We start from the raw sequence: 16,850 nt of genomic DNA on the forward strand, positions 1-16,850 counted from the left end.
GGCCTTGAACTCCGGCGTGAACGAGCGGCGAGGACGCGGCTTCTTCTTCCCCATGCTCTCCATCATGGACATCCTTCCCGGGACGAACCCCTGATCTCGGATGTCCGTCAAACCGGATCAAGCCCAGGGCACGCCTGCCGGCGAATGTGGACGGGTCTGCACAATGAGAACCAGAGCTACCAGGAAGACGACATCACCGATCCGCGCACCTGGCTGCCCGGGTACGGCAAAGGCAAGAACGCACCACGCAAGAAACCGAGCGCTGTCATCCGGATGAACGTTGCCCCGGACGAGGTGCCCCAGTACGTTCCTGTTGCCCGTGAGAGCGACCCGGCCACCGAGAAGGAGTCAATCCTTTTCGCATCAGCCAAGCTGCACCGGGCCGAGGTGGACTTCGGAAACCCCTTCTGGATCCTCTTCAACATTCCGCGCAACTACCAGGCAAAGGGCGGAGACCTGGGCAAAACCATCACTCGCTGGGACGCTGATCCCGGCAAGGCTGGCGATGAGGGAGAGCGGGAGACGAACGAGCTCAAGACCCCGTGGTGGGCCATCACGGCAACCGAGATCTACCCGGTCGGTGTCGCTAACGGGGTCGACCAGACGATGCTCGCGCGGGCGAGCGCGCGCCTGTGTCATCAGACCATCGCCTGGTCCGATCGTTCCCGCTACCCCGTGCCTCTGCATGCAGCGAAGCAGATGGACCTCGACCATCCCCAGTACCGGCGGTCGGCGCCGCCCGAGGATCAGGAAGACGAAGCTGCCGACGAATAATCGCGAAATGCGCCGACCGTGATGCCTGGAGGGGAGGGATTGACACCCGCTACTCCTCACACCTGCATGCGCCCCAGCAGATGACCTTGATTACGCCCACCTCCGGCGCAGCGCGGTACTTCTCGACGCGTAGGCGGATGCCATCGGTGAAGCCACAATTGAGGATGGTCTTATCGTGGAATAGTGAAATTTCCTTTAAAGGGATCGGCAGTGGTGGGTGTGCGCCAGGACGCATCAGCTCACTCATCTGCGTCAGCCCATCGGCAGGATCGGTAAACGTGATCCGGCGGATCGGTCCTGATGACCATCGGTCGAAGTACCGGCCGATCTCCCGCTGCGCCTCCTGGATCCTTTAGTCGCACTGCTGCGAGACATGAGTCGTGCCAGCCTGTAGATCTCCTCGGGGCGCTCGCGGTCGTCGATGCGCCTGATAGTCAGCAGGGCCGACGGAAGGAGCCGAAAAGATCCCACAGGATATGACGGGCATCCGCCTGGATCAGGGGCCCTGCGCAAGCATCGCCCTCCCGACGGCCGGGCGATGGCAGGACGCCCATCCGGTCCATTAGCCCCTGAGCGAGTCGCCGAGTCGTTTCGGCCGTTACGAACCGCGAAGCCGCTCTATCTCCGCCTCCAATTCGCGAACCTTCGCCTCCAACTCAGCTCTCGTGGGCTTCCGGGTCGCAGTGGGACGGCGAGGCGACTCGGCAGGCACCCGCTTCGCTACGCCAGGTGGCTCCTTCACGAGGCCGATGGCCTCACCGTCCACGATGGTCGCCGGATCGAGGCCGCACTCAGGGCACGACGTGGAACCTGTGAACGCCGAGTGAAGCGTCTTGTGTGTGTAATGCGATTGCTTCTCCACGACGTGGCCGCAGTACAACCGGAGGCGCCATCGCATCAGTTCATGGGGCTGCTTTGGAGAGCCGAGAATTCGGCCAAGATCCTCGATCTGTCGTGGCGAGAGTGGCGGTGACGGGCAACACTTGCCGCAGTGCATGGTCAGCGATCCCGAGACCGAGTGGCGTATCGCCTGACAGTCGCCGTGCACCTCTCTGAACCGGGCCTCCTCAGCGTCGTAGCGGACGCGCTCTTCCTCTGTGAAGTACATGGTGCCCTTGGATTCCCATGGCTCCTCGTCTCGATACGGAAGACCGCAACCGGGACATGGCTCGCCCGCAATGTAGGCCTCCCACGTCAACGGACCGATATCGCACCGCACCGCTTCGCGGATACGCTCGGACTCCTTCTGGGCACGCTCGTGTTTTCTGGTCAGTTCGAATGGTGCGTCGAAGTCGCCGCGCCGCTCGTACTTCGTGAGGTCAACCATAACTACGACCATAGGGGCACCTGCGTCCGAGTTTGCGGGTTATACCTGAAGGCTCTCCCAACCCATGGAGGTGCACCAGCAAGCGGCCTGCGCCTTAGAATCGAGACCGCAGGCTGCCTCTTTACCTAACCCGAGCATGAGGTTTAGCGCAACGACAACCCTCCCGAACCGACCACCAGATGCCTGCCGCTGCCCGAGACCAACAGTTTAAATCCAGGCCCTGACCGAGATCCGGTGCGCCGCCTACGGTGAGGGAGGCGTTGAGGCGGGTATCCGACGCTGTGGACGCCGCTCGGCGCGCCTACGCCCGAGTCGTCGAGCTGGAGGACGGACGGTTCGACCTTGCGAAGGACGACGATGTTGCCGCGCTAAAGGCCGAGACCGCCATACCGTGGAGGCACTATCACCGACTGCCCGACCTGTTGATGGATTATGGCCGCACTTTGACCGCGCAGCTGTCCACTCTGCGTGCTGTTTCCAGAACACCCAGGACACAACGACTGTGAGCTGCACGAGCGTGCGCACGTCGGTGCGGCAAGTCATCCAGAGGGTGCTCGTCATACATAGAAGTGCGATTGCTGTTGGCCGGAGCCCTCGGTGGGGCGCAGTTGCATATATGAGGTCCGCCCAGGACTTGCTGAACTCGCGGTAGCCGTCCTTGAACGCAATCGGTCCCTGGAGCCGTTGGAACGAACCCCGATCAGTACCCTGGTCGACGACTTGGCCTTGGACTCTCCAAGCCAGCCAAGACCCTCTTCAGGCACGGAGCTCTTCGTGGGCGAACCGAACGGTCAAGGTCGCGTAATTGCCGGTCGGTTGCTCGGTGGTTGCTCTTCGGCCATCGGTACCCGTGACCACGCGGTGGCATTTCGGGGCATTTCGCGAACGACGAAAAGGAACGTAGCGTTACAAGGAAGCGCATTGCGGTATGGCCTGACACAAGAGCCACTGACTCTTAATCAGCGGGTCCGGGGTTCGAGTCCCTGGCGGCGCACCATCACGGAAATCCCAGTTCAGTGCGCTGAGCTGGGGTTTCTTGGTTCTTGGAGATCCTCGGGTGAGGTCGAGTCGCGCCGGTGGTTGCTCGCTGGTTGCTCGTCGGTACGGTTCCGGCGCATGGCTGGTGCTTCGGTCACCGGTTCGGGGTGACGGCGGCCGTCGGGCTTGAGTGCCGACGCCGTGGCTTGAGGGCGGTAGTAGCTGGCGTACAGCCTGCTGATTACGCTCAAGCTTGTGTGCTGGGTCTGTCCCAGATGGTGGAGGTGTCCAGCCGTGCGCCAACGTCCAGGGGCGTGATCCACCTGCTGCGCGGCCCTTTCAGGTACGCCGCCCGCCGGGACTGAGGCAAGATCGGTTGCGCTCAAGCCCTTCGACACCGCCCGACCAGGGGCGGCACTGAAGGGGGTCTATGAGTTCTCGAGGTCTGGGAGCAGAAGTGCCCGGTCATCTTGCGCCTGTGGCACAGCGGTTTGGCGCAGTTCGTGACCTTCCCGGCCTTCGACGTCGAGATCCGCAAGGCCATCTACTCCAACAACGCCATCTAGGGCGAGCGTCGACGCCCGATCCATAAGGCGGTTCCGTTGAGTTGACCTCCTACGCATCCTCGTTTTGCCCCGTCGCAGCCAGGACCTCAGCCCGAACATGCCTTGCACTGGCCGCCCTGGCGGCGACGCCGTCAACACCGAGAGCTGTTTGCCGCCGGCGATGGAACGAGGTCACAGGGGCATCGGTCGCGGGACCGCCGATATTCGATGCCTGAAGTAGCGATCAAGCTGCCGTATCTGTGTAGGAGAAGAGCGCTGTCGGCGAGTCGATTTGCAAGAGAGGTGGGATCTCTTGAATTGTTACTAAATGCCGCTTCCGTATGCAGGAGGTGATTTTATGCTGACCACGCTGATGTTTGTCCTGTCAGATATAGCGCCACATATGCCCGAGCCGCTGTTCTTTGGAGGATAACCGTACCTGCTGTCGGCGTCCTTCACCTTGGGGCGCCGATGTTGCTACTACTCGGATCCCTGCAAGACGGACATGGACGAGCTGCGCGCCCTGACTCATCATTCGTTCGACAGCACGGTTCGGAGATAGCCGGTACCTTCGATGTCATGGCGATCCCAGACAGTCCGCTGATGCGCTACGCGCGCCTAGAGCTAGCCGACCTGCTGGCCGCACAGGTCGACAGTGCCCGGCGGGAGCAACCGCTAGAGACGCCTCTGCTGAATTGGTATGAAGGCGACGCGGTTGTGCGATTGTTGAAGACGCTCGCCCAGCTTCTTGCTGGTGAGCCGCTAGGGGAGCTTTCCGCTGAATTGGCCGAGAAGCTCACAGCCCGGCTTGGCCAACCGTCAGGGCATGATAAGGAAAGTATCCACAAGGCGATAGCGGCGATCGTCGAAATCTACTGCAGTTCTGAGAAGCCCACCTCGGATCGGGCGGTCAGCCCTCGATCGTTCGATTGGTGATCTCTGTCCCGGGTCTGGGTTGCTCCATCTAAGAAGTACAGGTGTGCCACTTATGGAACCGTGCCGTTCCGTAGCGCTGCCGATCAGGGCGATTGAACTCGACCACCTGACCTTCGCGATGCTCAGATGACGAGCCAGGCTGATGAGCGGAGGCAGGGCGGGCCGGTGGTACACCTTGCCAGCGAAGAATTGGTGACCACTCACCCGAGGGACCTACCGGTGGCGTGCCGACGCTGTGCGTTGTACTGGCGCAAGTGCTGCTGGTGCTGTGACCAGGTGTCGGACGGTGCGAGCCGAGTGCACCGACCGCATGCTGATCTACAGCGAACGTCACCTGCGCTCGGTCCTGAACGAGTATCGCGATCACTACAACGCGCATCGGCCGCATCAAGCTCGTGGACAACGACCACCCGATCACGATGAGCATGTGGTGGTGCCGATGGAAGGGTCGGATCGAGTGCCACGGAATACCCGAAGGGGTGATTAACGAGTACCGCCGAGCCGCATAGCTCGGTCGGCGAATCCACAGCTCAACCACACGCGCGAGTTTTGATGCCCTACAGGCCGTGGCGGATGGCATGGCCAGGCCCATCAGAGCGGCCAGGCCGAGCACGGCAACGTGTTGGGGAGACTGGACATGATGGACGTTCCTTTGGTGGCAGGGACGCTGGTGGCCGCCTTCCTTCGCCACCTCCCGAGACTTCTAAGGGTGACATTGTGTCGCCCAATGTTAGGTAGCCGAACCAGCGCTCAACTTGATTGATCCAGGAAGAACCGGTCGGAGTGAAATGCATGTGGAAGCGGGGATGCCGGGCCAGCCATGCCCTGATCGCCGGCGTCTTGTGGGTGCCGTAGTTGTCGCAGATCAGATGGACATCCAGCTCGGCCGGCACGGTCTTGTCGATGGTGACGAGGAACTTCTTGAACTCGGCGGCGCGGTGCTGGCGGTGCAGTTCGCCGATGACGGTCCCGTCGGCGATGTTGAAGGCGGCGAACAGGCTGGTGATGCCATGACGAACGTAGTCGTGGGTGCGCCGCTCCGGCATGCCCGGCATCATCGCCCGTCACCGGCTGGGAGCGGTCCAGCGCCTGGATCTGCGACTTCTCATCGACGCACAGCACCACCGCGCGTTCGGGCGGGTCGTGATACAGCCGGACTACGTTGACGACCTTCTGGCGCGAACAGCGGATCGGTCGACAGCTTGAACGTCGTCGTGCGGTGCGGCTTGAGGTCGAATGCCCGCCAGATCCGGCCGATCGTCGACTCCGGCAGTCCGCTGCGCCGCGCCATCGAGGCGCGGGTCCAGTGGGTGGCGCCGGCCGGCGTCTCCTCCAGTATGGCCACCACCACCTGCTCGACCTGGTCCAGGCTGATCGACGGCGCGCGGCCCGGGCGCGCCTCATCGTTCAGCCCGTCCAGCCGCAGGCGCAGGAACCGATGGCGCCACTTGGAGACCGTGTCCGGACGCACCCGCAACTCAGCAGCGATCTGCTTGTTGTCCTTGCTGTCCGCGCATCCCAGCACGATCTTCGCGCGCATCGCCAGAACCTGCGCGGACTTGGCCCGCCCCGCCCATCGCTGCAGCACCGCCCGCTCGCCCTGCGACACTGTCAGCTCCGCCTTGGGCCGGCCCGTGCGCACGTCATTGGCCAGCGCCTCCAGTCAACCTCGGGCGAAGGCCGCACGCCACTTGCGCACCGCGCTCTTTGCCAGGCCTAGATCCAACGCCACCTGCGCGGTGCTGATCCCCGGCCCTGCACACGCCAGTACGATCCGCGCCCGTACCGCCACCCTCGACGACTCCGCTGACATACCGATCAGCCGAGCCCGCTCACGCTCCGATAAGTGGATCTCCGCTGCGGACGGTCCTGGATGCGCCACAACCAACACCATACGGATTTTGCTGGCGACTTTCAGGCGGATGACACTGGATGCGGGACCCTCTATGACAAGCCTGGCCAAACCCATCCCGCTCGCTGTCGTTGACGACGGTCAGCGCGGCACCGCCAGCGGCGGAGAGCCAATCACCGAGGGAACCTGCCCGGGTCCGTGGCATTACATCCCTAATCACCCTCCGTCTCACGATGTGATGCACCCTCAGCCCCGTCAGCACGTCTTCAGATCGTTTCCAGTATTCTGGCGACGATATCGACACAACGTGCGCCGCCACCTGGGGGTCAAATGGGAGTCTTCTATGACTACTATCGAGCAGTCGACCGAGAGTCGGCTGTGCTGAGGCCGGACAGTCCCCGCGCTGTCACGAATCCAATGGCAGACGCGCCTCTCTTCGATGCCATCGCCGCTAAGTGGATCGATCCTGTGGTGATCCTTGGGAAGCTGGTTGCCCTAGCGAAAGGGATCCCGTTCGACTCGGATTCGACCCAGACGGTCACTGTCTATCCGGCACCCGACGGGGCGCCAACGACAGACGAGGAGTGGGACGCTCTTCCAGAGACCTCCCCATACTTGGAGGGCCCAAACATCGAGGAACTTCCGGTGGACGTTCGCGACACCTTGGCCACTATCCCCAGCGCCGATCTAAACGACATCGTCCAGCAGTGGGAGCAGATAGAGGAGTTCGCCAGAATGCCTCCAGCTGCAGGGTACCTACTGGAAGTGATCACGGGACTGAGAGGTCTCGCGCAGCGCGCCCAGAAGGCTGATCAGATGATCTATTGCAGGATCTCCGTCTAGGAATGTCCTGAAGATCTTGGTTAGTGGGTCGGCATGAGCTGGCTCACCCTCTTGTTATGGGGTGATCGGGACGAGGGTCCAGATGTCGTTGGTGTGGGTGAGTCCGAGGTTGACCAGGCGGCGGAGGTTGAGGGCGGCGGCGCGGTGGTGGAGCCAGCGGTCGTTGGCGGCGGTGCCGCGGCGCAGCCGAACACCCGCTACGTCGGCCATATCACCTATCTGCCCGTCGGCGGTGGCCGGTTCCTCTACCTGGCCACGGTCGTGGACCTGTATTCGCGCTGGCTTGTGGGCTGGTCGATCGCCGACCACATGCGCACCGAGCTGGTCGTCGAGGCGTTGCGGGCCGCTGCGCACACCTGCGGCGGCCGTCTGGACGGCGCGGTGTTTCACAGCGATAACGGGGCGCAGTACTGCTCGCAGGAGTTCGCGCGGGCCTGCCGGCGGCTCGGCGTCACCCGCTTGCGTAGCGCGGTGGGCACCAGTGCTGACAATGCGGCGGCCGAGTCCTTCAACGCGAGTCTGAAACGCGAGACGCTGCGGGTGCTCACCACTGGCCCGACGCCCGCACCGCCCGCCTGGCCGTGTTCCGTTGGATCACCCGCTACAGCACGGTCCGGCGGCACTCGCGTCTCGGCCAGCTGAGCCCGATCGACTACGAGAAGACGGCAGATAGCCTGAAGTCTGCCGCCTGAAATCGGTGTCCACGCTCACGGGGAAGCCCTCGTCCTGGGTGGCGACCGCATCCACCAGCACCGCCGAATCCAGCGTCCGCCGCGTCCGGCCGGCCGGCACCCCGGTCTGCTCCACCACGGTGCGCACGATCGCAAAGATCCGGTTCGGATCCGGCGAACGGGCCAGCCGACGCCGGAAAGACGTCAACAGCGACGGATCGAACCCCTGATCATACAGGCCCAGCCCGCAAGCGGCCTTCCACCACAGATCGAACGGCAGCGCCCCGACCGCCTCCTCATCCGACAACCCGTGCAGCGTTTGCAGCACCACCACCGTGGCCAGCAGCTCCGGCGGCACCGACGGACGCCCATTGACCGGCGCGTACATGTCCGCGAACGTCTCCGGTGGGAACAGCCTCCGCCGGTGCTCGGCCAGGAACGCGAACACGCTCCCGGCCGGGATCATCTCGCGGCACACGACCCACACCTCAGGGCCGGACGGAACCTTCCAACGACCCATCATGACCCGAGTCTGAACCCCGAGATCCCACCTGGCCAGCCCACCGAGATCTTTAGGACATTCCTAGGGAGCTACTGGCCGCCACTTCCGAGGTGGCCGCAGAAGCCCTTCGCCGGCATGCTCAGGAAGCCGAGCTGGCCTGCCGACGCAAGACCCAGGCGGTCGCCCGGGGGCAGGAGCACAATGCCTATGCGCGTCACGATGTTTGACGCGGAAAGCGCGATCAGGGCCGGCGCCTGGCCGGCGAAGGAGGCGTGGCTTCCTCCTGCAGACGATGAGCCCATCGATCCCAGACCGCTGAGTCTGGCCCCGGGCGCGTGCCCGGGCCAGACGGGAACGGCAGGAGCGAGCGCAGCAGCAGCCGCAGCGAAGCAAAACGGCCGCCCAGGATCCGGCCCAGCGGCATAGCGACAGACCGAGAGCAGGAAACGCCTGGCCGGTAGGAGCGACTATGGTTTGGTCGAGGCCAGGTGTCGGCGCCGCCCCGCAGGGCAAGGCGTAGCTGACGCCAAGCGTTGCCTGCGTGCTCGCCTGTATGGCGTGCTCGTGGTCGCCTCCATCCTCCGTGACCGGGGTGTCCCAGGGCTGGGCCAGATTTGCCGCTTGAAAGTCCATGCGCCATGTTCGACGAACGTCTCTACGTCGGTTCATCGTGGCTGATGACGTTCCGACTGCCGAGTATGCCGGAGGAGTCGCTACTCGACCGTCTCAGCTGGCGGACATGGTCCCGCGAGATCGTATCCGTGACGGCTCACCCTCTCTGCGGCTCCTGCGTTGATGACGCAGCGTTACCGCACAATGGGAGTGGTTTCCTATTTGTGACATTCGCGTGTCTTGTCTGACTGATCACGATTCTTTACCTTGACGGTGGAAGTGATCAGCTCCGAGCCGTTCCGTCGTAAATGGCGCGTTCTGCTGCGGCGGAGAGCGACGTCTGACGCCCTGACGGGTGTCCGTTGTGGTTCGGAGTGTGGTGGCGCATGCGCCAGGTTTTGTCATGGCGTCGTTCAGCCGGGATCGTTGCCGCGTTGGCCGGTATGGCGCCGGGCTTGCTGATGGTGCAGGCGTTGCCTGCGGCTGCCGCGACGGCCGTTTTGACGGACACGTTGGTGGCGAATGATGTTGCGGCCTCGCCCGTCATTCCGAAGCAGATGGCCGGGACCGCGGCCGGGTTCCCGTCGTTGCTGCCGACGGCGAAGGTTGCGGCCGCGGCGGTGCCGGAGAGCGGCTGGAAGTCGGAGGTGAAGCCGCCGAAGGGGGCGGTTCCGGCTGAGGACCGGATCCAGGATTCGGCTTCGGAGCCGGCAGGGGATGGTCTGCCTGCGGGGGTGCGGAAGGCGGAAGCTGCCGAGCGGTCGGTGCTGGCTGTTCCGGCGCTGATGGGTGTGTATCCGCAGCAGGGGTATCTGGTCGATTCGCTGACGCCGACGTTGCGGGCGTGGGGTGCGAGCAGCAATGGCAACTACGCGGTGTCGTACCGGTTCCGGGTGTGTGACGTTGAGTCCATGTCCGGCACCGGGTGTTTCACCTCCGGGTTTGTGGCGGGCAACCGCAACGAGTGGGCGGTGCCGGCGGGGAAGCTGTCGTGGGGCAAGCAGTACTGGTGGAAGGTCACCGTCCGGGACTCTTCCGACTTGTCGACCACGACTTCGCCGCTTTTGACGTTCACCACCGGTGTGCGGCAGCCGCGGCTGAGTGCGCTGCTGGCCACTCCGGGCACCGGTGGGCAGGAGTTCAATCAGCAGACCGGCAACTACACCGCCTCGTTCACCGATTTGCAGGTGGCGACGGTGGGGCCGCCGCTGTCGGTGGTGCGTACCTACAACAGCCTGGACACGCGCACGGACGGCATGTTCGGGGCGGGCTGGTCGACGCGCTGGGACATGAAGATCGTCAAGGAGGTGCGCGGGGAGTCGACGTCGGCGCTGGTGACCTACCCGGACGGGCGGCTGATGCGCTTCCGTGCTAACGGCGATGGGAGTTTCCAGCCGCCGCCCGGCACGTACGCGACCTTGGCGCAGGAGAGCGGCGGGACGTGGCGGCTGATGGACAAGGCCGCGACCAGCTACCGGTTCGACGCGGCGGGCCGGCTGACCGAGATCACCGACCGGCGTGACCGCAGCCAGACGCTGACCTACGACGCGGCCGGCAAGCTGGCGTCGATCGCCGGGGTGGGCGGGCGGACGATGACGTTCACGTGGCAGGGCGGCCAGGTGGCGTCGGTGTCCAGCGACGCCGTGGACGGTCAGCCGTTGACGTGGACGTATGTGTATGACGCGGGCCGGCTGACGCAGGTGTGCGCGCCGGTGGCCGCGCCGAACTGCACCAGCTACGCCTACGGCGGCGGGTCGCTGTATCGCAGCAGTGTGCTGGACTCCGATCCGTACGGGTACTGGCGGCTCGGCGAGGCCACCGGCAAGGCGATCGACCTGGGCTCGGGCGCGGGCGATGCGACGTATGACGCCACCGCCGTACGGGCTCAGCCGGGCGCGCTGGAAGGCACCTCCGACGGCGCGGTCGGTCTGGCTGCCAGCACTGGCGTGCGGCTTCCGGAGGGGATCGTGCCGAAGATCGGCACGTCGGCGTCCCTGGAGGCGTGGTTCAAGACCAGCTCCGGCGGGACGGTCATGTCGCTGCGCACCGCCCCCGGCGCTGCCAAGCAGGAGGTGTTCGGGGTCGGCGCCGACGGCAAGCTGCGCAGCTCCTACCAGCCGACCTCCACGCCGATCACGTCGACCGCGCCGGTCAACGACGGCGCCTGGCATCACGCGGTACTCACCGTCGCCGGGAACGTGCAGACCTTGTATCTGGACGGGGCAGTCGTCGGCACGCTGAGCGAGACCATCTCCGGCACGCAGAATCGGCCTGTCACCACGGTGGGCGGGCTGGCCGGTCTGGTGGACGAGGTTGCCGTCTACGACCGGCTGCTGACTGCCGGCGAGGTAGGCCGTCATTACGCGGCGCGCACGGCGGCGTCGCACCAGCTGTCGTCGATCACGCTGCCGTCCGGGATGGTGTGGGCCTCCAACACCTACAACGACAAGAGCGACCGGATCGCCACGCACACCGACCAGCACGGCGGCACCTGGCAGATCGGCGACATCGCCACCGAGCAGCAGTCCGGTGAGGCACAGGTCACGGTGACCGACCCGGACGGCAACACCCTGGATTACCTGTATGACGCCTGGCGCGGCTACCGCGTCCGCGGTGTTCCGGACGAGCTCGGGCACACCACCTGGTACGAGTACGACCAGGCGGGCTTCCTCACCAAGATCATCGACCGTAACGACATCGCGCACGACATCTACCAGGACGAGCGCGGTAACAACCTCGGCCGCAAGTACTGCCGGGCGCCGGGGGAGTGCGCGATCGAGTTCTGGCAGTACTACCTCAACGCCGACGATCCGTTCGACCCGCGCAACGATCAGGTGATCGCCTACCGCGACGGCCGCTCGGCCGGTGACACCGACAACACCTTCGCCACCACCACTGCCTACAACGCCCACGGCGAGCCGACCTCGCAGACCACGCCGGCCACGCAGGACTTCCCCAACGGGCGCACCGTGAGCACCGCCTATACCGACGGCAGCGAGCCGGCGGTCGGCGGCGGCACCACCCCGGCCGGTCTGGTCAAGACCAAGACCGACGCGCGTGGCAACGACTGGTCCTACCGATACACCGCGGCCGGCGACCTGGCCGAACAGACCAACCCCGAGGGGATGGTCACCAAGCTGGAATACGACGTGCTCGGGCGCCTGAGCGCTAGCATCCGGATCTCGGACGCCTTCCCCGGCGGCGCCCGGACGACGTTCTCCTACGACGGCCGCGGCCGGATCACCACCAGCACAGCGCCCGGGGTGAAGAACGAGCTCAGCGACGTCACGCACACCGCGCAGACCCGCTACACCTACGACGCCGACGGCCGCACGCTCACCCAGACGCTCGCCGACCTGACCGGCGGCGACCCCGACCGCGTCACCACCTACACCTACGATGCGCACGGCCGCCAGGAAACCGTGACCGATCCCGAGGGCGGCGTCGTCCGGCAGGTGTGGAACGAGCGCGGCTGGATGAGCGCGGTGACCGACCCGCGCGGCACGGTGATCGAGTCCGGCTACAGCAAGCGTGGCGAGCTCACCTCACGGACGTTGAAGGGGTGGACGGGCAGCCCGGTCAACCCGCAGCCGGCGCAGGACGTGGTGCTGGAATCACACGCATACGACCCTGGCGGCCGGCTGACGGCCAGCGTGGACGCGATGGGCCGCAAGACCACCACCGTGTACTGGATGGACAACCGGCTCAAGGAGCAGATCGCCGACGACGCCAAGCTCAACGGCTCCACGACACCGCGTGATGTAGTAATGCGGGCCGATGAGTACGATCCGGCAGGCAATCTGATCGAGCAGATGACCGGCAACGGCATCACCATTAACGTGTTCGAGTATGACGAGGCGAGCCGGCTGGTGTCGCAGACGCTGGATCCGGGTGGCCTGGCCCGTACCACCGCCTACGTCTACGACCCCAACGGCAACGTCACCCGCGCCACCCGCACGGCCGTCGGCACAGCGCGCGCTGAGACGACCACGTTCGCCTACAACGAGTTGAACCAGCCCACCCGGGAGACGATCGAGAACGGCGATCAGGACATCGTCTCCAGCATCGGCTATGACGAGCGCGGCTTGGTCACCTCTATCACCGACCCGCGCGGCCATAGCGACGGCGCCATCGCCGCCGACTTCACCACCACGATGCGCTACGACGCGCTCGACCAGCTGGTGGAAACCACCGCCCCTGAGGTGCAAGTTGACAAAGACGGCACCGCAGGCTCGGTCCGCCCGGCGACGCTGATCGGCTACGACACGCTGGGAGGCAAGACGCATCAGCGAGACGCTGAGGGCCGCACGACCATTTCTATATTCGACAGGGCCGGACGGTTGTTAAGCACCAAAGCGCCCGCCTACACGCCGCCGGGGGGCGCAGAAATTGTTCCAGTCATCAAGCGTGCCTACAATGCGGCCGGCCTGTTGGTGTCCACGACCGATCCGCGTGGCTATGTAACATCCCTTGAGTACGATCAGCTCGGCCGCCCTGTTCGTGTCACCGACCCCGCCCCGCAAGGCCAGACCGCGGGTAAGTCAGTCGCTGAATACGATATGGCGGGTGAGACGCTGGCCACGATCGACCCGACCGGAGCGCGTTCCGAAGCCACCTATGACGATCTGGGCCGACTGATCACCGTCACTCAGATCGAGCGTCATCCCGCCCCCGCGGCATATGTCACCAGGATGGAGTACGACGATGCTGGCCGTCTGGTCAAGCAGGTCGCGCCTGAGGACAAGGTTAGTACGTTCGTGGTGAACGCGGCTGGTGAGGTGACCTCTGCTACCGATCCCATGACCAACACGACCACCATGACCTTTGACCTAGTTGGTCGTCCGGTCAAGGCGACAGACCCTCTTGGCAATACGACAGTTACCGAGTACGACCTGGCCGGTCGGCAGACCAGCGTCAAGAATCTCAACGCCAGCGGCACAGTGCTACGTACTTATAACTTCGGCTATGACGCTATCGGCAATCAAACTAGTGCGACCTCGCCCGAAGGACACGTCACTCGCCAGACTTTCGACGCTCTGAACCGTGCCACCTCACTCACGGAACCCGTGAGCAGTGGTGAGTCGATCACGACCAGCTTCGGCTACGACGCCGCAGGTGCCCGTACCCGGCTCACCGATGGCCGTGGTAACGCCACCTGGACCAGCTATAACAGTCTCGGTCTGGCCGAGACCGTGACCGAACCGGCAACCACCCCCCATCCGAACCTGGCCGACCGCACCTGGACCCACCTCTATGATGCCGCCGGAAACCAGACTGCCACCATTCAGCCCGGCGGCGTGCGCATCGACCGCACCTTCGACCACCTGGGCCGGCTCACCCACGAGTCAGGTGCAGGTGGCGGCGCGACCTCCGCGGAGAAGACTTTCGGTTACGACCTGGCCGGCCGAGTGACCGCTGCCGGCGACCTGACCGTCGCTTACAACGACCGCGGCTTGCCGCTCACCGTCTCCAAGGACGGCAGCCAGCAGACCTCCTACGGTTACGACGCCCTCGGCAACCCCACCCAGCGCGTCGACGCTGCTGGCAGCGCCGCGTTCACCTGGGACAACGCCAGCCGGCTGAAGACCGCCACCGATCCGGTCACCGGCCGTACCCTTACCTACGGCTACGACAAAGCCAGCCGCCTCAAGTCCATCTCCTCCACCACGGGTCAGGCCAGCACTCAGAGCTTCGACTACGACCCGATGAACCGGCCGATCAGTCACACGCTGAAGAACGGCTCCGGCACCCAGCTCGCCCAGATCACCTACGGGTGGGACGACGACGACAACCTCACCACCAAAACCACCACCGGTACCGCCGGAGCCGGCACCAACACCTACGGCTACGACCATGCCGGACGACTGACCTCCTGGACCGCCCCCGGCGGCACGACCACCGCGTATGAGTGGGACGCCTCCGGCAATCGCACAAAGGCCGGAGACAAGACGTTCACCTACGACGAGCGCAACCGGCTCACCAGCGGCGACGGCAGCACCTACACCTACACACCGCGCGGCACCCTCGCCACCGAAACCAAGAACGGCACCATCACCCAGTTCACCTTCGACGCCTTCGACCGGCTCATAGCCGACGGCGACAGCCTCTACAGCTACGACGCGCTCAACCGCGTCACCTCACGCATTCGCGGCACCAGCAACCAGAACTTCACCTACTCCGGCCTCGGCAACACCCTCTCCGCCATCAGCGCCAGCGGCACTGTCCAAGCCCGCTACGCACGCGACGCCCACGGCGACCTGCTCGGCCTCCAAGAAGGCGCCGGTCCTGCTGTGGCGGCCGTGTCCGACTTGCACGGTGATCTGGTCGCCACCTTCAACACCGCATTGGTCACCTCCACCGCCTACGACCCCTTCGGCGCCGTCACGACACAAACCGGCACCAAGACCAACCTCGGCTACCAAGGTGAATACACTGACCCCGACACCGGCAAGGTCAACATGCACGCCCGCTGGTACCAGCCCGGCACCGGCACCTTCATCAGTCGCGACACCATGACCCTGGCACCGAGCCCGTCCGTCCAGGCCAACCGCTACACCTACGCCAACGCCTCACCCCTGACTGGCATCGACCCCACCGGGCACGCTACTCGAGGCACCAGTAGCGGCGGCGCCATCGACTGGAGCTCCGGAACCGAATGGTCCTCGCATGGCACCTGGGGACAAAGCGGATCATGGACCTTCAATTCCTCCGGAGGCTCTCTCTACGCTTGGAGTAATCAGCGCATTGGCGATGGACTACCGAACCTTTTCCAGGACCACCCTGACTATTACTACAGGTATGTATATCTACCGAGTGTGATGTGGCGGTGGGGGAGTGACGAGGAGTCGAGGCGAACGGGGACGATGCCTAACGGCATGACCGCTCCGCATGGTTTTTGGGAAATGGATGCCGGCGACCGTAACGCGTTCGTAGACGCCGTCTCCTATGCAAATCTCTTGAACCCGGCGATGACCGACGCTGATGTAGCCCTGATGTGGAGTGGGTACGCATGGGCTCTCGGTGGGGCAGCCGGGGCAATGGCAGATCCGGATACGGGCCCAACGCAAGAGATGCGAGCTTGCGAAAAGACATACTCGACTAAGTACTGTATTAAAAAAATAGAAGAGGAACGCAAATGGCGCAAGGCGTATCAAGATGCTATTAATGACGTAGCGAAAAAAATCGGAAAAGAGCGTGTACGTGCCGCCCTCGCAGATAAAAACTATATGGCGCGCGAGTATATTCTTGACAAGATCGATAGACGGTTTTGTGAGAATGTAGGGCGTGATTGTGGTAAGTCTTTCGCCTATATAGCACTCATGACCATGGGTGTTGTCCTGGCGGTTGGTAACGTACACCCTGATGATCGCAACGCAATACAATCGGCCCGAATGGTTCGTGACGCCGTGCAGGCAATCTTCAAGCTTGGAGACGCATATATTATGCGAGAACTCTCTCAGGATGAGACCAGAGAGTACAATAATGCGATCAAGAACAAAAACTTCGGGCTTGCGCGGGCCTATGTTGGAACCGCTATACATCGAGCAACATTCACCTATCTTGATAGCAAGCATTCCGGCCGCTTTGCGTATACCGGTAGTGGGAATGTCGATTATTACGATCGTATAAATCGCGTTCGAGTGGAATTGACGACTTTCCGTGCATATCAGGAACATCTATCTAGAGCCAATCTGAACTACAGAATTTCACCATATGTGCTTTATAGCGTCGGCAGGCTTCCTGCGAGTGTTATTAGGGCCAGGGCGGCTGGATCAGGGCGTGGTGGGGGAGCGGATCCAATGTAGGCACA

10 protein-coding genes and 2 pseudogenes are annotated in these 16,850 nt (G+C 64.0%); 7 read left to right on the top strand and 5 right to left on the bottom strand.

Going from position 1 to position 16,850, the window contains the following annotated elements:
• The first annotated feature begins 93 nt into the window (after nucleotides 1–93).
• Nucleotides 94–774: an RNaseH domain-containing protein gene (locus KME80_RS16305; protein WP_308125794.1), complete on the top strand. Its 681-nt coding sequence runs from the start codon at nucleotides 94–96 to the stop codon at nucleotides 772–774.
• Nucleotides 775–1,372: 598 nt separating this feature from the next.
• Here the strand turns inward: KME80_RS16305 and KME80_RS16310 are convergent.
• A complete protein-coding gene (locus tag KME80_RS16310; RefSeq protein ID WP_219506012.1) occupies nucleotides 1,373–2,101 on the bottom strand; it encodes a hypothetical protein in 729 nt (242 codons plus the stop codon).
• A 1,427-nt stretch (nucleotides 2,102–3,528) separates the two neighbouring features.
• On the opposite strand from KME80_RS16310, the pseudogene KME80_RS16315 reads away from it, so the two are divergent.
• The 3 genes and pseudogenes from KME80_RS16315 to KME80_RS53185 all read left to right on the top strand — a co-directional run.
• Nucleotides 3,529–3,645: pseudogene (locus KME80_RS16315) on the top strand (transposase); the annotation flags it as partial.
• A gap of 558 nt (nucleotides 3,646–4,203) precedes the next feature.
• Nucleotides 4,204–4,560 (top strand): hypothetical protein, encoded by a 357-nt coding sequence (locus KME80_RS16320; RefSeq protein WP_219506014.1) that lies wholly within the window; start codon nucleotides 4,204–4,206, stop codon nucleotides 4,558–4,560.
• Between the two features lie 286 nt (nucleotides 4,561–4,846).
• Entirely contained in the window at nucleotides 4,847–5,047 is a 201-nt protein-coding gene (locus KME80_RS53185) for an integrase core domain-containing protein (RefSeq protein ID WP_372455359.1), read from the top strand.
• 70 nt (nucleotides 5,048–5,117) lie between these two features.
• On the opposite strand, the gene KME80_RS50320 is transcribed toward KME80_RS53185, so the two are convergent.
• Genes KME80_RS50320 through KME80_RS53190 form a run of 3 tightly spaced genes read right to left on the bottom strand, consistent with a single transcriptional unit; the run spans nucleotide 5,118 to nucleotide 6,529 of the window.
• Nucleotides 5,118–5,606 carry an IS630 family transposase gene (locus KME80_RS50320; protein ID WP_246645066.1) on the bottom strand — a complete coding sequence of 163 codons (489 nt, stop codon included), beginning with the start codon at nucleotides 5,604–5,606 and terminating at the stop codon, nucleotides 5,118–5,120.
• A gap of 59 nt (nucleotides 5,607–5,665) precedes the next feature.
• Nucleotides 5,666–6,169 (bottom strand): helix-turn-helix domain-containing protein, encoded by a 504-nt coding sequence (locus tag KME80_RS50325; RefSeq protein ID WP_308125788.1) that lies wholly within the window; start codon nucleotides 6,167–6,169, stop codon nucleotides 5,666–5,668.
• 54 nt (nucleotides 6,170–6,223) lie between these two features.
• Nucleotides 6,224–6,529 carry a helix-turn-helix domain-containing protein gene (locus KME80_RS53190; protein WP_372455360.1) on the bottom strand — a complete coding sequence of 102 codons (306 nt, stop codon included), beginning with the start codon at nucleotides 6,527–6,529 and terminating at the stop codon, nucleotides 6,224–6,226.
• Nucleotides 6,530–6,742: 213 nt separating this feature from the next.
• Between KME80_RS53190 and KME80_RS16340 the strand changes: the two genes are divergently transcribed.
• Nucleotides 6,743–7,255 (top strand): hypothetical protein, encoded by a 513-nt coding sequence (locus KME80_RS16340; protein ID WP_219506017.1) that lies wholly within the window; start codon nucleotides 6,743–6,745, stop codon nucleotides 7,253–7,255.
• A gap of 84 nt (nucleotides 7,256–7,339) precedes the next feature.
• Nucleotides 7,340–7,947: pseudogene (locus tag KME80_RS16345) on the top strand (IS3 family transposase); the annotation flags it as partial.
• Here KME80_RS16345 and KME80_RS16350 read toward each other — a convergent pair.
• Entirely contained in the window at nucleotides 7,850–8,404 is a 555-nt protein-coding gene (locus tag KME80_RS16350) for a transposase (protein ID WP_219506021.1), read from the bottom strand. The pseudogene KME80_RS16345 and the gene KME80_RS16350 sit on opposite strands and share 98 nt — an antisense overlap.
• Nucleotides 8,405–9,426: 1,022 nt before the next feature.
• On the opposite strand from KME80_RS16350, the gene KME80_RS16355 reads away from it, so the two are divergent.
• Nucleotides 9,427–16,845 (top strand): RHS repeat-associated core domain-containing protein, encoded by a 7,419-nt coding sequence (locus KME80_RS16355; RefSeq protein ID WP_219506022.1) that lies wholly within the window; start codon nucleotides 9,427–9,429, stop codon nucleotides 16,843–16,845.
• Nucleotides 16,846–16,850: the final 5 nt, after the last annotated feature.

Source organism: Nonomuraea ceibae (genome assembly GCF_019396325.1).
GTDB classification, from domain to species: domain Bacteria; phylum Actinomycetota; class Actinomycetes; order Streptosporangiales; family Streptosporangiaceae; genus Nonomuraea; species Nonomuraea ceibae.

Coding starts and splice junctions, on each gene's coding strand:
- KME80_RS16355 (WP_219506022.1), top strand. CDS start 9,427: ATGCGCCAGGTTTTGTCATGGCGTCGTTCAGCCGGGATCGTTGCCGCG.
- KME80_RS16320 (WP_219506014.1), top strand. CDS start 4,204: ATGGCGATCCCAGACAGTCCGCTGATGCGCTACGCGCGCCTAGAGCTA.
- KME80_RS50320 (WP_246645066.1), bottom strand. CDS start 5,606: ATGCCGGAGCGGCGCACCCACGACTACGTTCGTCATGGCATCACCAGC.
- KME80_RS16340 (WP_219506017.1), top strand. CDS start 6,743: ATGGGAGTCTTCTATGACTACTATCGAGCAGTCGACCGAGAGTCGGCT.
- KME80_RS53190 (WP_372455360.1), bottom strand. CDS start 6,529: ATGGGTTTGGCCAGGCTTGTCATAGAGGGTCCCGCATCCAGTGTCATC.
- KME80_RS16310 (WP_219506012.1), bottom strand. CDS start 2,101: ATGGTTGACCTCACGAAGTACGAGCGGCGCGGCGACTTCGACGCACCA.